This window comes from Rhizobacter sp. Root1221, from assembly GCF_001425785.1.
Taxonomy (GTDB): Bacteria; Pseudomonadota; Gammaproteobacteria; order Burkholderiales; family Burkholderiaceae_C; genus Rhizobacter.
Window position 1 is genome coordinate 1 of record NZ_LMDI01000020.1, and the last position, 15,852, is coordinate 15,852.

The following is a 15,852-nucleotide window of genomic DNA, read 5'->3' on the forward strand; positions in this document are numbered from 1 at the left end:
CCTCTCAGCGACGCAGTTACCTTCGGCTTCGGGGCTGTGACTTACCCCGACGCGGACTTGCACCGCGCTGGTACGCGCCATCGTGGGCGCACTCACCCCGACGAAAGTCGGGCCCACCGCCCAGTGGGTCCCGGCTTCCGCCGGAACGACAAGCATGACGCGTTCACCTCGAAGCTGAACGCCCAGCTCGACCCGTGTCCGGGTGAACGGCCTGCCCGGCCGCTACGAAGTCTCCGTCATTTCTCTTCGTTGTCCGGTGGCGTGGCAATCATCCGCCGGCCTGCATGCGCTGCACCAGCAACGCCAGCAGGATGTCCAGCACCGGTGTGGCCACGCCTCCCTGGCGCGCCAGGTCCTGCACGGCCAGCAGCTGCGCGTCGATCTCGAGCGGGCGGCCGGCCATCAGGTCCTGCAGCATCGACGGCGGGTGCCGCACTGTGCGCATGCGCGCGATGCGGGCCTCCTCGTCTGCGGCCACCTGCACGCCCAGCGACGCCGCGACCCGCACCCCTTCAGCCAGCAGGGGCCGGTACACCGCGAGCATCGGCTCGTCGTGCGCGAACTCGATGGGCGGGCGCATGGTCAACGCCCCGAGGGTCGACGTGGTGATGTTGAGCATCAGCTTGGACCACACCACGTCACGGATCGCGGTGGTGGCGGACACCCCGGACAACCCCTGCCGCAGCAGCGTCTCGATGGCTCGCAGGCGCGCCGACATCGTGTTGTCGGGTTCACCGATCACGAAGGTGTTGGTCGTGGCGTTGTTGCGCACGACCCCGGGCGCCGACAACTCGTTCGGTGAGGTCACCACACACCCGATGGCGCGCCGCGCGCCCAACCCTTGCCACAGGCGGCCACCGGGGTCGAGCCGCTTCAGGCGCTCGCTGGCGGAGGGCTGATCAGCCCCCTCGGGCAGGCCGTGGAAGTACCACCAGGGCACGCCGTTGGTGGCAAACACCACCGGTGTCTCGGGGCCCAGCAGCGGCTGCATCCCGTCGACGACGTGGGGCAGCGTGTGGGCCTTGACGGCGGAGATGACAAGATCCTGTGGGCCCAGGTCGCGGGCGTCGGCGCTGGCTGCGACACGCACGGTGAAGTCCTCGGCGTCGGACACGTAGCGCAGGCCGTTGGCCCGGATGGCGTCGAGGTGGGGGCCGCGCGCGACAACGGACACGTCGAGGCCCGCGCGGGCGAGCCAGGCGGCCATGTGGCCACCCACGGCGCCAGCGCCGAAGATGCAGATCCTGTTCATGGGGGTCAGGGGTGGGGAGCGGATGACGACGGATCGATTGTCATCGCTTCGCCGCCCGGGCGTGGGGAGGCCGAAGGAAGCCCCATCCTCCGGCACGAACCCGCGCGCACGGCCATGCGGTCGGCGGCCACGGGCGATATGTGCCACCCGAGGGGATAGCGCACGCCGTCGGACTCCAGGTCGAACACCTGCACCGGCGGCAGCGCCGTTGCGCCGGCCGCGCCGCCCATCATCGCGCGCAAGGCACGGATCGCTTCGCCCTGGCGAGACTCCGCCAGCAGGCGATGTGCCCCGGTGCCGCCGGCGTTGTAGATCGCCAGCAACGGCCCCACCGCATCGACGAACACGTTGGCCGGCGCCTGGCACACCGGCCGTTCGGGCATCGGCGCGGTCAGTGCGCCGGTGGCGCAATCGGCGATCGGCGGCGGTGACACGTCGGCGCGCCGGGGCGATTGCGCGGGCCCGCCGGCGAGGCAGGTCTCGCCCAGTGCGGCGGCGCGGTCGAGCCCGTTGCGCACCATCAGCACCTGCGGCACGAGGTTCGCGCGAAGCCACGCCCGCTGAGGCGGGGTCAGCGGGCCGCACACCGGCCCCTCGCCGAGGCAGCGGGCCAGGCCGGCCAGCACGTCGAGCGTGGTGTGGCCACCGCTGTTGTCGAAGATGCCGCCGTCGGCGAGGTGGCCGCAGGGTTCGACGACGCCGGGGTCGGCCATCGGGCGTGGCGGCCCCGCCGCGGCGGGCGACCCGGCGCGCCGGTCGATGCAGTTCTCGCGCGGCACGTGCAGCGCCCCGATGGCGTTGATGAACGGGAACCGCGCGGCATTGTGGGCCGCCGCCGACAGCGGCAGGTCGCCCCCGACGAGGGCCAGCTGGTCCCGCGCGCCGGGGAAACTGGGCCAGTCGATCCGGACGTCGCTCGCGATCGCACGTTCGCCCGTTTCCACCCACGTCGCGTTGAGGAACAGGTACGGGGTGTGCCCCGCCGCAGGCGCTGACCGGCTCGCCACGAGGCCATGGCGGAAGCCCGTCACGCGGGTTTCCATCGCCATCTCGAACCACGCCCCCCGCGACAGGATGCCGCAGGCCGGGGTGTCGCAACCGCTGGTGGGCACCACCCGCGCGAGCACGTCCTCGAACATCCACGCGGACATCAGCGGCGCGAGCAGGTCGGACCGGGCGAAGCGGACGAGGCAGTCCCGGCGGCCCGCCGCACCGGCCTGCGACGAACAGGCGCGGAACGCCGCAAAACCGACGGCACCACCCGACACCCCCGACATCGAAAACGTGCGCGCGAGGAAGTGCGGGTCGTCACGGGCCAGTTGGTCCATCACCAGCGCCGACCAGGCCGCGGCACGCAGGCCGCCCCCTTCGCTCGACACGAACCCCACGTGGTACCCCAGGTCCGGGTCGGCCGGCACGGCCGGGCGGCACGGCGCCGGGTCACCCGCCGCGGGGTTGCAAAAGCCATGCAGCCATTGGCCAAGGGCGTCGTCCAGCGTGGGGCGGACCCACGGTGTCGCGGCCGGCGCGGCCTCCCGCGGCTGGGCCCAGCGGTCCGCCGCGGCCAGCACCGCGCCGCCCAGCACCAGCAGGCCCACCGCGGCGGCCAGGTCCCCACGGTGCAGCCAGCGCGCCGGGGGCCTATGGGTCACCCGCCGCCGGGCGAGGCCCATCGCACCGCGGTACGCCAGCATCAGCACCACCACCAGGCCCGCCGAGAACGCCAGCATGCGCAGCGCCGTGGACGGGCCGTCGGCGAGCGGTTGCAGCGTGGTCCACACGCGGTGGTTGTCGGTGCAGCCGGCCATGCCCAGCGCACCGCCGAACACGATCAGCAACCCCACCCACGGCACCGACCGGTGCACCTCGAAGATCGACAACCAGCCGAAGAAGCACAACCACAGCGCGATCTCGAACAGCAGCACGGCGAGGCTCATCGTGGGCATCACGTCCGCCATCGCGGACGGCGGCAACGCATCCACCGCGCGGCACAGCACCATGCCGACCGCCAGCACACACGGCAGTTCGCGGGCCCCCACGCGCCCGCCGAACCGGTACTTGCGCGCATGGGTCTCGATGCCACCCCAGAAGCCTGCCTGCTGCCCCCACGCGCGCCAGTCGATCGCATCGAAGTAGCGGTCCTGTCCGTCGCGCACGCGCCGCATCAGGAACACCACCCCGAAGGCCACGGTGCCGAGGCCGAAAGCGAGCACCACACCCGCCGGGCCGAACCCGAGCGAATCGGGCGTGGGGGCCAGCGCCATCGCGTCCTGCAACGCGAGGCCGCACAGCACGGCCACCAGCAGCGCCGGCATCAGGCCCATCACCCGCGCCCAGTGGCGGGCGAACACATCGGGCGCGCCACCCACGCCAACCGGACGGGACGGGGTGTCGGCCGCGGCGATCTGCACCGCACTGCGGGTCCAGAACCAGCACGAGAACATCAGCATCGCGACGGCCAGCGCGGTGGCGACACACACGGCCGCACACCCCGCGGCGAACGCAAGGGCCTCCGCGGCCGAGCGGACCGGGGCCCCGGTGAAGGGGGACGAGGCAATCGCGTAGAGCACGTCACGCCCCTGGTCCATCACGATCGTCAGCGCGGCGGCGATGGCCAGCGCCACCAGCACGTAGCGGCTGCGCAGCACGATGTCCGCGATGGCGCTGCGCAGCCGCGCACGCGATTGGCGGCGGGCCTGGCCAGGCGCGGGCACGAGGCGCACGCCAAAGAGCCACGAGGTCATCGCGATGGCCAGCACGCCGGTGGCGGCAAGCACCCCGGCCGCCTTGGCCGCATGGGCACCACACCCCACGCGCCACAGCAGTTCGAGCCCCACGGGCTCGCGCGACAGGCGGCAGGTGTCGGCCCCGAACGCCTGCCAGGCCAGCACCCCGAGGCCCAGGGACACCGCGGCCGTGGCCGCGGTGCGTGGCAACCGCTCCAGCGCGCGGTGCACCGCACCGCCCCGGTACAACGCCCAGAGCGACAACGCCGTGGCCACCGCCGCCAGCCCCACGCCGGCCGGCCCGAACCGCACGAGGCCCACCGCGTTTTCCACCAGGTCCACGCCCACCAGCGCCAGCACCGGCGCGGCCATCACCGCATGCAGCACCCGTTCGGCGCGGGGAAAGCGGCTTCGGTCGTCGTCCGCGAGTGCGTTGGCCAGCACGTCGGCCAGCCCCAGCATCAGCGCCGCATACAGCGGCACGAACACGATGCTGTCGACCGCGAGGTAACCGCGGGCCACCGCCGTGCGCCACGGGCCCCACACGTCGTCGATGACCGCGCGAAGAGGGCCCTCGGTGCTGGCGTCCACCCAGCCGAGCACGTGTTCGATGTCCCAGCCTCCCGGTGTGCCGAGCATCGAGCGCAGCAGGTACAGCACCGCCGCCACGGCGGCCGCGGCGGCGAACAACGGAGGCAGGCCATCCCCGCGGGCCGGCCCCGGCGCCCACCATCGCATCAGCACCCGCATTCCCCTCGCCGCGTCCGGCATGGCGCCCTCCCCGGCGTGTTGCCGCAACCATTCTGCCCGTTCACCCGCTGCCGCAGCGGGGGCGACTCATTCACCGGAGGGACGTCCGGCCGACGCGAGGCGCATCGACTTTACGCGCCGGATACAAATAGCGACATTCTCAGTGAACGGGTGGTCTAGACTGCGCCTCATGAAGAAGTTGTGCCCCCAGTTCCCCGCCGTCCGGGCCGTTGGCCTCGGCAGTGGACTGCTGCGTGGCCGCTTCCCTGACGCGACGTTGCCCTAGGCCGTCGCCGTGTCCAGCACCGTCGGCCTGCCGCGCCGCGACCCCTCGATGCTCGTCCTGCGCTGATGACCGGGCGGACCGCACGTTGGGTGGCACGTGGGGCCGCGCGATCTTCCTCGCTGATCACGCTGCTCGCCGTCGCGTGCCTGCTGCTGGGCGTGGTGTTCGAAGCCGCCCGGTGGTCCGTGTTGCCCTCCGCCCATGCGGTGAGGGCACTGCCCGCGCCGGCGATCGGCACCGGCCTGAAGCTGGTGGAGCGCTCCACCTCGTTGATCAAGATGCCCGACGGCGTGCCGGCGGCACACGCCAGCGCGCTCGCGGTGTTGCCCGGCGACCAGATGCTCGCCTTCTGGTGGGCCGGCACCCGCGAGAGCGGTGCGGACGTGCAGGTGTTCGTGTCCCGGTGGGCCGACGGCGGGTGGTCCGCGGCAAGGCCCGTGGTAGACCGCGATGCCCTGGGCCGCGCGCTCGGGTTCGGCGTGCGCCGCATCGGCAACCCGGCCGCCTGGGCCGCTCGCGACGGCAAGGTGAACCTGTTCGTGGTGGCCACGGGCCTCGGCGGCTGGGCCGCGTCCCGCGTGGTGCACCTGGTGTCGTCGGACGCCGGTGAAAGCTTCCAGGTCAAGCGGGTGCTGCCGCTGTCGCCGCTGTTCAACACCAGTGTCCTCGTGCGCACCACGCCGGTGGGCCTGGCCGACGGGGGTTGGTGGCTCCCGGCCTACTTCGAGCTCGGGCACAAGTTCCCGATGCTGATTTCGTTCGACAGCGCCGGGCAGCCGCGTTGGCTCGCACGCATCGGCACCCGCACGACGGCGATGCAACCGGCGGTCGTGGCCGTCACCGGCACGGAAACTCGCGCCTGGATGCGCGACATCAGCGAACAACACCGTGTGCAGCAGGCCGTCAGCCGTGACGGCGGCCAGTCCTGGGAAGACCTGCCCGCCATGGACCTGCCCAACCACGACAGTTCGGTGGCGGCGCTGCGGCTTCGGGGCGGGGGTTTCGTGCTGCTGCACAACGACCGCGTGGACGGCGGAGACTCCGCTCGCAGCATGCTGAAGCTGTCCGTGTCCGACGATGCGCACACGTGGCGGCCAGGCGTCGAGGTGATCAAGGGCGTGCCCGCCGACGAATTCTCGTACCCGAGCGTGCAGCAGGTGGGCGACGAACTGCACGTGACCTACACGGCGCGGCGCCAGGGCATCGCCCACCACGTGTACCGGATCGGCTACGACGACGTGAACCGCCCATGAGCTTGCCCGACCTCGCCTGGCAGGTGCTGTACGGCCGGTTCGCGTGGGCCATCGTGGCCGCGGCCGCGGCCATCGGCCTGTGGGCGTGGTGGCAAACGCCATCGCGGCGGACCGTCGGCACGATCCTGCTGCTCTGCGCGGGGTCGATGGCGCTTCCCGGTGCCGCATCGCCGGCCCATTGGCTCGGCCTGGCCTTCCAGTGGCCCAGCGCACTGTGCGTGGCGCTCAGCGCCCTGACACTGGGCGCGCGCTGGCGCGCACAACACACGTTCACCGCCATGCCCACCGCCCTCGCGGCGGCCTGTGCGGGTGCCGGGGCACTGCTTTACCTCGATGCCTGCGGCTGGTTGGCCATCGGCCTGTACTTCGCGGGCTTCGGCCCCAACGCGGCCCCGATGGCCGCGGTACTGCTGGCCGCGGTGTGTGCGGTGGGCATCGCCCGGCATACCTGGCGCTGGCGGGCCGCCGCCGTCCTCGCGGCGCTGATGTTCTACATGGTCTTTCGCCTGCCCACCGGCAACCTCTGGGACACCTTGCTCGACCCGTTCCTGTGGGGCTGGTCCGTGCTGTCATTGATCGCCCGCTGGCGCGCCTCGCGCCGGCCGGTCCCCTTGCCGGCGCTGGCTGCCGGACATCCCGCACCATGAATCGAACCCGGTCGCCGTTGAACCGCGCCCTCTGGCTGGCCCTCTTCCTCTGGGTCGGCGCCACGCTGGCCCGCCTGGCCTTCGCAGCGGCCTTCGCCCCGCCCGGCACCGCCTGGAGCGACCTGGCCGGCGCCCTGCTGCTCGGGGCCCGCTACGACCTGCGCTGGGCGGCGCTGAGCGTCCTGCCGCTGTGGGCGATCTCGCGGGTGCCCTGGCTGGGGCGGCGCCTGGTGTCACCACGGGCCCGGTGGTTCTGGTGGGCCTTCTGGATGGGCGTGTCACTCGCCTGGGTGCTCGCGTGGGTGGTCGATGCCGGCCACTACGCCTACCTGCACCAGCGCCTGTCGGCCGTGATCGTGTCCCTGGCCGGGGACCCGCGCGAGGCCGCCGGCATGGTGTGGCAAACGTACCCGGTGCTGTGGATCACCGGCGGCGTGTTGCTCTGGCTGGGTCTGTGCCGGGGCCTGTTCGGTGTGCTGTGGCCCGCCCGCGTGGTGCCGGACCGATGGTCGCCGCGCCCCGCCCGATGGCGTGTGGTGTCCACGGAACTGTTCGTTGCCATGCTGGCCTTGCTGGCGGTGCATGGCCGGCTGTCGCAGTACCCGCTCCGATGGAGCGACGCGGGAGAGTTGAGCAACGCCTTCGGCCAGCAGCTGGCGTTGAACCCGCTGCAGAACCTCTACGACACCTGGTCGTTCCGCACGCAACAGTTCAACGCGGCGGCCATGCGGGCCGACGCTGGCGAGGTGCGCCAGTTTGTCGGCCTGCCGCCGCTGCAGGCCGACGAACCCATCTCGTTCCTGCGCAGCGTGCCACCCCGGCCCGGAGCCCGGCCCATGAACGTGGTGGTGGTGCTGCTGGAGTCGTTCGCCGCGCACAAGACCGGCGCGCTCGGCAGCCCGCTCGGGGCCACGCCTTCATTCGATGCGCTGGCGGCCGACGGGCTGCTGTTCACGCGGATGATGAGCGCCCACGCCCACACCGCACGCGGCGTGTTCGCCACCGTCACCGGCCTGCCCGACGTGTCGAGCCCATCCACCGCGTCGCGCAACCCTGCCGCCACGCAGCAGCAGTCGATCGTCAACGAGTTCAAGGACCACGCCAAGTTCTACTTCATCGGCGGCAGCACCTCGTGGGCCAACGTGCGCGGCGTGCTGACCGCCAGCATCGATGGCATCGACATCTACGAGGAAGGCCGGTTGAAGTCGCCGTCCGAGGACGTGTGGGGGGTGTCCGACAAGAACCTGCTGCAGGAAGCCAACGCGGTGCTCCGCGCGCAGACGAAGCCCTTCTTTGCCATCGTGCAGACGAGCGGCAACCACCGGCCATACACCATTCCCGCGGAAGACCGCGCCACGTTCAAACCGCGCACCCCCACGCCGGCCGAACTGCAGGCCCATGGTTTCAGTTCGCAGCAGGAGTACGAGGCCTTCGCGTACCTGGACTGGTGCATCGGCCAGTTCATGCAGCAGGCGCGCCGGGAGGCCTACTTCGACAACACGCTGTTCGCCTTCATCGGCGACCACGGCATCATCGGGCCCACCGGCCCGCACCTGCCGCCGGCGTGGCACGACCTCGCCATCACCCAGGGCCACACCCCGTTCCTGGTGTACGCCCCCAAGCACGTGCCCGCGCGCCGCATCAACCACTGGGCCCAGCAGGTGGACGTGCTGCCCACCGTGGCATCCCTCGCCGGCATCGGCTACCGCAACACCACCCTCGGCCGCGACCTGCTGGACCCCCGGTTCGACGACAGCCGCGTGGCGTTCGCGTTCCAGTTCGCCGGGCCGGGGCAGCGCGGGCTGCTGGTGGGCGACCGCCTGCTCCTCGACCAGCCGCCCGCAGCGCAGGCGGTGTTCGACATCACCGCGGCGGATCCGAAAAAGAACCTGCTGGACACCACGCCCACGCCAGTCGGCCTGGCGGCGCTGCAACAACGCTGGGGGCATTTCGCGCAGGCCTATGCCAACACGGCGCTGTACCTGCAGACCCACAACCGGCGGCTGGCCGCCGGAGGTGGATCGAGGGACTGATCACGCGCCGCCCTTGTCCGCCTGCCCCTCCTGCCGGGTCACCCACCAGGCCGAGGCCACGATCAGCAGGCCGCCGATCCAGCCTTGCAACGCCATCTGCTCACCCATCCAGAGCACGGCGATCAGTGCGCCCCACATCGGCTCGCTGCCCATGAGCAGGGCCACGCGCGAGGGGCTGGTGCGCGATGCCGCGTAGTTCTGCACGAAGAATGCGAACAACGTGCACAGCAACACCAGGAAGGCCATGGCCAGCCAGAATGACATGCTGTGCGGCAGCGGTGGCCACGCAGTGCCGTGCGCGGCCACCATCAGCACCGTCGATCCCAGCGTCATCACGCCCATCTGCACCGCCGTCACCGTGAGCGCCGGCAGGCCGTGGCGTTGGCCATGGCGGCGTGTCATACACACCATGACCCCCCGCAGGAAGGCCGCGAGCACCATCAGGCCGTCGCCCCACGCCAGGCTGGCCGACCCGCCATGCTGGAACGCCAGCAGCCCGGCCCCCAACAGCGACAGCCCGGCCGCCGCCAGCACCGCGGCGCTCGGCCGGACCTTGAGCAACCACCACTCGCACAGCGGCGTGAAGGCCACGCAGAGGCTGATCAGGAACGCCGCGTTGGAGGCGGTGGTCAACGACACCCCGAAGGTCTCGCAGACGAAGATGGCCAGCAGGTTGATGCCCAGCACCGACGCCCCGGCCAGCGCCGCCGGCCACGACGCCACCGCGAGCCCACGCAGCGCGGGCAACAGGATCAGGAAGGTCAGGCCGAAGCGCAACACCAGGAACTGCAGCACCGGCACCTCTCCTGTGGCCACCTTGGCGGCGCTGTAGCTGCCGCCCCAGATCACGGCCACCAGCAGCAGCAGCCATTCGACCCGCCCGAGCCGCGGCCACGACCGCCCCCCTGTGCCGAGCGCTCCCTTCGGGCCCGCCGCGACGGAGGGCGTGTTCATGGCGCCACCTTGGTGAAGGCGATCACCAGGACGTCCCGGCACGCCTTCTGGCTGGGGTCGACCGGTGACACCGGCGACACCGAATGCATGCTGTGCGCGTCCTTGCCGATCAGGATGTCGAGCGGCCGTTGAAGCGTCTTCTGCCAGAGCACCTGCCGATCGTTGTCGGTGACGGTCGTCTCGCCACCCGTCACGTTGCGCCGCGAGATCATCAGGCTCACGATGTAGTCCACGCCATCCCGGTGAAGCCCTTCGGGGGTCGGGTTGCCCTTCTCGTCCTGATTCGCCAGGATCCGGTACGGATGCAGGCGGATGTTCCAGTGCCGGGGGCGGCCCTCGCACTGGTCGTACAGGCTCGTGAGCCAGTCGAGCAGCCGGTTCAACACCGTGTGCGAGGCAAACGTGGGTTCCAGCGGGTCGAACATCCGTGCGATGTCGCCGTTCAGGCTGTTGATGTACTTGGGTTGCTCGTAGGGGCCATGTGGCAACTGCCGCCGGGCCGAGCCGGGCGGTGCATCGAAGGCGCCGTAGCGGCGGAACCGGTACGTGCCGCCGTCGCCCATGTGGCGGTCGAGCGTCAGGCGGGGCCAATGCGATGCAAAACCGCTGATGTCCTCCGGCGTCAGGGCCAGCATGTCGCCCAGCGCATTCCCCGGGACGAACAGGAACTGCTGGCTGTGCAGATGGCTCGCGAATCCTTCGATCAGTGCGGTTTCGACAGATCGGTCTTCGAGGGTATCGTGTGTCATGCCGCCACCGCCTCTTCGCTGGCCGCGCGGGCGTTGCGGGCCGGCGGTGCGAATGCGTCCTGCACCAGGGCTTTCTCCCATGCGTCGCGGTCGGTGAGGTACAGGGGCTGATGCGCCTTGATCGAGCAGATGTCCATGGCACCCTGGCGCAGGCTGTAGCGGATGGTGCCCGTCACCTTCTCCGACGACATGCGGATGAAGGCGTCCGCACACTCCCGCAGCCGGCCGAACCAGCGGCCTTCGACGGCCTCGCGGGTCCACAGCAGTTCCAATGCCACCTTCTCGCGCAGCAGCTCCGCATCGAGCACGGCCGTCTCGATCTGCCGGTAGGCGTCCATCAGGATGGTGGCCGCAGGTGCTTCGCGCACTTCAAGGACCTTCTCTCCCCCTTCGAGGTGCTCGAGCCCGCTGTACCGGCCGATCTCGTAAGCGCCCACGGTGCTGTTGAGGTGGGCGATCATCGGCACCAGGTCCATGGGCTGCTGGTCGATGGCCACCGGGATCCCGGCACGGAAGTCGATCTGGATCTCGCGCGTCTCCAGGGGTGCTTCCGGCGCACGGGTCCACTCGAACAGCGAAGGCGGCACCCAGAACCCTTCAGGGTTGTCGATCGACCCCGATTCGAACTCGCGGCACCACAGGTTCGCGTCGCCGCTGATACCGCGGGCCTGGAAGCGCGAGAGGCCCAGCTGCCTGAGGACTTCGATCTTTTCGTCGCGCGTAAGGACCGAGCGTTCGTAGGGCGTTCCGTAGCAGCCCGAGTACCCCAACTGGCCGATGGCACCGTTGAGCCGGCGAAGGCTGTTCTGGGATTGGTTGGCCGTGTGCACGATGGCGTCACATCCGAGTTCGCGCGCGACCCGCACGGCCACCTGGGCCAGGATGGGGCGCGAGAGCGAGGAGCTCACCGGGTACATGCCGAGGTACCTGGCCTGCGCGCAGATGGCCGGTGCGACGGCTTCGCGCGCAAACATCTCACGGGCGTCCACGATGGTCAGGTGGGCCCCGAAGAAGTCGGCGATCTCGTGGAGGTCCTGGGTGCGGCAGCCTTCGCCCAGGTCGACCGACAGCGCCGTGATGCGCAGGTTTCGCTGCGAAAGCTCCTTGAGCACATAGCTGCTGTCGAGGCCGCCACTGAACAGCGTCAGCACGTGGTCCACCTGGCCCTTCATGGCGTCGAGGTCTGCGAAGCTGCGAATCCTGCGTGTTGACATGCCGTTTCCTCCTGAATGTTATTTGGCAAACGGATTGTTCGTTTCGCGGCTCGCATTGACTAGACTCGCCCGCAGAACAGGAGCTGTGCGCCGTGAGAACAGATGACTTCTTGGAGGTGATGCACGAACTGGTCGCGTTCGTGCGCGTGGCGGAGGCGGGCAGTTTCTCGGCTGCCGCGCGGCGGCATGGGCTGACACCCTCAGCCGTCAGCCGGCAGGTCGCGCGCCTGGAAAGCGCCATGGGCGTGTCGCTGTTGCAGCGCACCACCCGGCAGCTGCGCCTGACCGAAGCCGGCATGGCGGTGCTGGAGCGCGGACGCGTGATGGTGGCCGCGGCACAGTCCACCATGCGCGTGGCCGAGGGTCACGTGGGCAGCCCCAAGGGGTTGATCCGCGTCAGCGCACCCAAGGCGTTTGCCCGCCATGTGCTGCAGCGGCACTTGCTGACGTTCCTGCAACACTATCCCGACGTGGACGTGCACCTCCTGGTGGTCGACCGGCCGGTGGACCCGCTGCGCGAAGGTGTCGACCTCGTGATCCGCCTCACCGACGACCCCCCGCAAGGCATGGTGGCGCGCGCGCTGATGCCCGTGCGCCAGCTGGTGCTGGCCAGCCCGGCCTACCTGGCCTCGCACGAGGCCATTCTCGCGCCCGAGGACCTGATGGCCCACAGTTGCCTGTCCATCGGCGAACAGGAGCGCGACAGCCGCTGGCGCTTCGTGCGGGGCGACGACGAGGTGGAACTCACCGTGGCCGGCCGCTACACCTTGAACCACAGCGAGATGCGCCTGGCGGCGGTCGAGGCCGGCCTGGGCGTGGGCTGCGTGCAGGATTTCGTGGCGCGGGATGCGCTGGCGGCGGGGCGGGTGGTGCGCCTGCTGCCCGAGTGGGCCTTCGACACCAACTACCAGGGGATGGCGTACCTGCTGTTTTCAGCGTCGCGGTACACCACGCCCAAGGTGCGGGCGCTGATCGATCATTTGGTGGGGGCGTTGACGCCGGGGGCGAGTGCGGCGCCTGCCCCTGAATGAAACTGGGATTCAACCTTCGGAGCCGGCATGACATCGCAGAGGTGGGCCGAACCCACCGCTGGCGAGATCGCCTGGCGCCACGTTCCAGACGACATCAACCCTCGCTCACCAGGGAGACTCACGGCATCTCCATCGCCTGGGCCAGGTGCGCATAGACCGCAGCCACCCGCCGCAGATGCCGCGACTCGGGATGGGTCAGCAACCAAAGCTCCGTCTCGCAATCGGCCAGCGGCTCCGTCAGGCGAACGACATCGCTGCGGCCCTCGGCCAGGAACAACGGCACGATGCCCACGCCGAGCCCGAGCGCCACCAGTTCCAGCACCGACAGGATGCTGTTGACGCTGTAGCGCAGGTGCGCCTTGGGAAAGTGGCGCTTGCGCCAAACCACCGAAGGGTGTTCGGGCAACGCATCGTCGGGCGCGATCCAGTCGGCCTGGCCGGCCTGGACATCGGCGAACTTGCGGGCGCTGCCCTTCTTGGCCGCATACAGCGCAACGCGGATCGGCCCCAGGTGCTTGCCCACCAGGTGCTGTGGCGGGCGCTTCGTGGCCCGCACGGCGATGTCAGCGTCACGCCGGGTCAGGCTGGCCAGTTCGTTGCCTGTGTGGAGCTCGTAGCCGAGCAGCGGATGAGCCTTCTGCAGGCTGCGCAGCGCGGGTGCGACCAGGCCGTGCAGCACGGTGTCGGTCGTCGTGATGCGTACCGTGCCGGAAATCTGTGCCGGCGCCGCCTCGATGGATGACCGCGCAGCCTCCAGCGCCACCTCCATCTGCTCGGCGTGCCCGGCCAGCTGGGTGGCCAGTTCCGTGGCGACATAGCCCGAGCGCGTTCGCTCGAACAACAGACGCCCCAGGCCGCGCTCGATGCGTTGCAGAGCGCGAAACACCGTGGAGGCATCCACGCCCAGCCGGTCTCCAGCCGCCGCCAGGCTCCCTCCGCGCAGCAGTGCGAGCGTCAACTCCAGGTCCGCGGATGTCATCTGGTATTGCGTTTTCGCAATCATGGTTTGCCATTCGGCCTATTCCGATTTCGATACGGCAATCCTACAGTTCTGCATCCTCCACCCGTCGAGACACACACCATGAAGCTCCGCTACCCTCCCGGCCCCTGTTCCCTGGCGGTCACGTGAGCGCGCCGCTGGTACTGGTGTCACACGCGCTGTGCCCCTACGTACAGCGCGCCGCGATCGTCCTGGCCGAGAAGGGCGTGCCGTTCGAGCGCCTCGACATCGACCTGGCGGACAAGCCCGACTGGTTCAGGAAGATCTCGCCGTTGGCCAAGACCCCGGTGCTGCTGGTCGGCGACGCGGCGATCTTCGAGTCCGCCGTGATCTGCGAGTACCTGGAGGACACGGCACTCCCGCACTTGCACCCGGCCAACGCGCTGCAGCGGGCGCAGCACCGGTCCTGGATGGAATTCGGCTCGGCACTGCTGAACTCGATCGGGGCGTTCTACACCGCGGACGAAACGGCACTGACCGCGCGCGCCGGCGAGATCCGCGCCCGCTTCCTTCACCTCGAAGCGGCGCTCGGCGAAGGCCCGTACTTCGCCGGCGAGTGCTTCAGCATCGTCGACGCCGCGTTCGGTCCTGCGTTCAGGTACTTCGACCTTTTCGATGCGATCGGCAACTTCGGCTTCTGGGATGGACTGCCGAAACTGCAGCATTGGCGCCACGCGCTGGCCAGGCGCCCTTCGGTGGCCGGCGCGGTGCGCCCGGACTACCCGGAACTGCTTGGCAAGTTCTTGTTGGCCCGCCACTCGGCGCTGTCGCGGCGCATGGCAACCATGTCGTCGGCCTGATCGATCCGCGGCCCCACGCTGCCCGTCGGGACCGAAGATCGCTGCCGACCCGCGCTCCTCTTTCTTCGATTCGAACCATGGCATACGATGGTGTCCTGTCCACAGGACGACGCCATGCCCGTTCGCATTGACGAAGAGATCACGTTTCGCAGGCTCGAGGTTCTGCTGGCATTCATGGAGACGGGCAGTCTTTCACGTGCTGCGGAGAAGCTCGAAACCAGTTCGGTCAGCGTGCACCGGGCCTTGCATTCCCTGGAAGCCGGACTTCGCTGCGCGCTGTTCCGGAACGAAGGCCGGAACCTGCACCCGAACGACGCTGCGCACGCGCTCGCCGACGTGGCGCGAGAGGTGCTGGGCACGATGGCGGAGGGCATCCGTTCCACCCGCGAGGTGGCGGGCTATTCGGCCGACCGCATCCGCATCGGCTCGCTCTACTCCCTGACCCACCACACGATTCCGGCGCTGGTCATGGCCATGAAGGTGCGCAAGCCGGAGGTGCAGACTGAGCTCGTGCTGGGCTCCAATGCCGATCTGCTGCAGAAGCTGCGTGACGGAGGCGTCGATGCGGCGCTGATGGGAACACCCGAGGGGGCCCCCGACGTCGAATCGGAACCCCTCTTCGTCGACGACATCTTCTTCGCCGCGCCGGCCGGCTCCCGCTACGCGGCGCTGGACCAGATCGATCTCTCCACCTGCGCCGACGAGTCGTTCGTCACCTTGAGCGAAGGCTTCGTCACGTACAGCGGATTCGTCGAATCGTTTCGGGTGGCCGGCTTCACGCCGAACGTCGTGATGAAGACCGGCGACATCTTCTCGCTGATGAACCTGGTGAGCGGCGGCGTGGGCTGCACGCTGCTGCCGGGGCGCGTGCGAGGCGTGATGCCACAGGAGATCCAGTTCATTCCGCTGCAGCCGAAGTACCTGATGCGCCAGACGATCGGGCTCCACTTCCTGCGGTCCCGCGAGCGCGACCCGAACCTGCTGGCGCTGCTGACGGTGTGCCGGCTCGCACGCGCCAAGCTCGGCTGACCGGGGCAGCCTGAACGTTCCGGGTTAACCCTCGATCGTTTCATCCGGCGTAAGGGTCGGGGCCATCGCCGCATTGATCGCCCCGGGCCACGGGCGTACCTTCAGCACCCAGACGAACGGTGCCGTGG

The 15,852-nt window shown here is 69.9% G+C and carries 12 protein-coding genes; 6 read left to right on the plus strand and 6 right to left on the minus strand.

The annotated features are described in order from the left end of the window. Positions 1–268 precede the first annotated feature (268 nt). Together ASC87_RS15460 and ASC87_RS15465 are read right to left on the minus strand one after the other, a co-directional pair. A complete protein-coding gene (locus tag ASC87_RS15460; RefSeq protein ID WP_056663603.1) occupies positions 269–1,252 on the minus strand; it encodes a ketopantoate reductase family protein in 984 nt (327 codons plus the stop codon). Between the two features lie 5 nt (positions 1,253–1,257). Next, positions 1,258–4,722 (minus strand): hypothetical protein, encoded by a 3,465-nt coding sequence (locus ASC87_RS15465; protein ID WP_162255166.1) that lies wholly within the window; start codon positions 4,720–4,722, stop codon positions 1,258–1,260. 357 nt (positions 4,723–5,079) lie between these two features. On the opposite strand from ASC87_RS15465, the gene ASC87_RS15470 reads away from it, so the two are divergent. From ASC87_RS15470 to ASC87_RS15480, 3 genes are read left to right on the plus strand one after another with little or no spacing between them, the layout of a single operon-like run. Further along, the gene (locus ASC87_RS15470; RefSeq protein ID WP_056663609.1) at positions 5,080–6,267 is read left to right on the plus strand and encodes a sialidase family protein; all 1,188 of its coding nucleotides are present in this window, start codon (positions 5,080–5,082) and stop codon (positions 6,265–6,267) included. Continuing rightward, complete coding sequence (locus ASC87_RS15475; RefSeq protein WP_056663612.1) at positions 6,264–6,914, plus strand: hypothetical protein; 651 nt, start codon at positions 6,264–6,266, stop codon at positions 6,912–6,914. The genes ASC87_RS15470 and ASC87_RS15475 overlap by 4 nt, the downstream gene beginning before the upstream one ends. Beyond that, positions 6,911–8,947 (plus strand): LTA synthase family protein, encoded by a 2,037-nt coding sequence (locus tag ASC87_RS15480; RefSeq protein ID WP_082568654.1) that lies wholly within the window; start codon positions 6,911–6,913, stop codon positions 8,945–8,947. Before ASC87_RS15475 ends, ASC87_RS15480 begins: the two co-directional genes overlap by 4 nt. Here ASC87_RS15480 and ASC87_RS15485 read toward each other — a convergent pair whose 3' ends face one another. Genes ASC87_RS15485 through ASC87_RS15495 form a run of 3 tightly spaced genes read right to left on the minus strand, consistent with a single transcriptional unit; the run spans position 8,948 to position 11,864 of the window. After that, entirely contained in the window at positions 8,948–9,901 is a 954-nt protein-coding gene (locus ASC87_RS15485) for a DMT family transporter (protein ID WP_056663619.1), read from the minus strand. Next, positions 9,898–10,650 carry a 2OG-Fe dioxygenase family protein gene (locus ASC87_RS15490; RefSeq protein WP_056663621.1) on the minus strand — a complete coding sequence of 251 codons (753 nt, stop codon included), beginning with the start codon at positions 10,648–10,650 and terminating at the stop codon, positions 9,898–9,900. Before ASC87_RS15490 ends, ASC87_RS15485 begins: the two co-directional genes overlap by 4 nt. After that, positions 10,647–11,864, minus strand: coding sequence for an argininosuccinate synthase-related protein (locus tag ASC87_RS15495; RefSeq protein ID WP_056663624.1), 1,218 nt, complete (start codon positions 11,862–11,864; stop codon positions 10,647–10,649). The genes ASC87_RS15490 and ASC87_RS15495 overlap by 4 nt, the downstream gene beginning before the upstream one ends. Positions 11,865–11,956: 92 nt before the next feature. On the opposite strand from ASC87_RS15495, the gene ASC87_RS15500 reads away from it, so the two are divergent. Beyond that, positions 11,957–12,895, plus strand: a complete 939-nt coding sequence (locus ASC87_RS15500) for a LysR family transcriptional regulator (protein WP_056663627.1) — start codon at positions 11,957–11,959, stop codon at positions 12,893–12,895. A 118-nt stretch (positions 12,896–13,013) separates the two neighbouring features. On the opposite strand, the gene ASC87_RS15505 is transcribed toward ASC87_RS15500, so the two are convergent. Further along, positions 13,014–13,898: a LysR family transcriptional regulator gene (locus ASC87_RS15505; protein ID WP_056663629.1), complete on the minus strand. Its 885-nt coding sequence runs from the start codon at positions 13,896–13,898 to the stop codon at positions 13,014–13,016. A 122-nt stretch (positions 13,899–14,020) separates the two neighbouring features. Between ASC87_RS15505 and ASC87_RS15510 the strand changes: the two genes are divergently transcribed. Then, positions 14,021–14,695, plus strand: a complete 675-nt coding sequence (locus ASC87_RS15510; RefSeq protein WP_056663633.1) for a glutathione S-transferase family protein — start codon at positions 14,021–14,023, stop codon at positions 14,693–14,695. 114 nt (positions 14,696–14,809) lie between these two features. Then, positions 14,810–15,724, plus strand: a complete 915-nt coding sequence (locus ASC87_RS15515) for a LysR substrate-binding domain-containing protein (RefSeq protein WP_056663636.1) — start codon at positions 14,810–14,812, stop codon at positions 15,722–15,724. The last annotated feature ends 128 nt before the right edge of the window (positions 15,725–15,852 follow it).

Excerpts from the sequence above, each read along its gene's own strand:
- ASC87_RS15460 (WP_056663603.1), bottom strand. The coding sequence starts at position 1,252 with ATGAACAGGATCTGCATCTTCGGCGCTGGCGCCGTGGGTGGCCACATG.
- ASC87_RS15470 (WP_056663609.1), top strand. The coding sequence starts at position 5,080 with ATGACCGGGCGGACCGCACGTTGGGTGGCACGTGGGGCCGCGCGATCT.
- ASC87_RS15475 (WP_056663612.1), top strand. The coding sequence starts at position 6,264 with ATGAGCTTGCCCGACCTCGCCTGGCAGGTGCTGTACGGCCGGTTCGCG.
- ASC87_RS15480 (WP_082568654.1), top strand. The coding sequence starts at position 6,911 with ATGAATCGAACCCGGTCGCCGTTGAACCGCGCCCTCTGGCTGGCCCTC.
- ASC87_RS15485 (WP_056663619.1), bottom strand. The coding sequence starts at position 9,901 with ATGAACACGCCCTCCGTCGCGGCGGGCCCGAAGGGAGCGCTCGGCACA.
- ASC87_RS15490 (WP_056663621.1), bottom strand. The coding sequence starts at position 10,650 with ATGACACACGATACCCTCGAAGACCGATCTGTCGAAACCGCACTGATC.
- ASC87_RS15495 (WP_056663624.1), bottom strand. The coding sequence starts at position 11,864 with ATGTCAACACGCAGGATTCGCAGCTTCGCAGACCTCGACGCCATGAAG.
- ASC87_RS15505 (WP_056663629.1), bottom strand. The coding sequence starts at position 13,898 with ATGATTGCGAAAACGCAATACCAGATGACATCCGCGGACCTGGAGTTG.
- ASC87_RS15515 (WP_056663636.1), top strand. The coding sequence starts at position 14,810 with ATGCCCGTTCGCATTGACGAAGAGATCACGTTTCGCAGGCTCGAGGTT.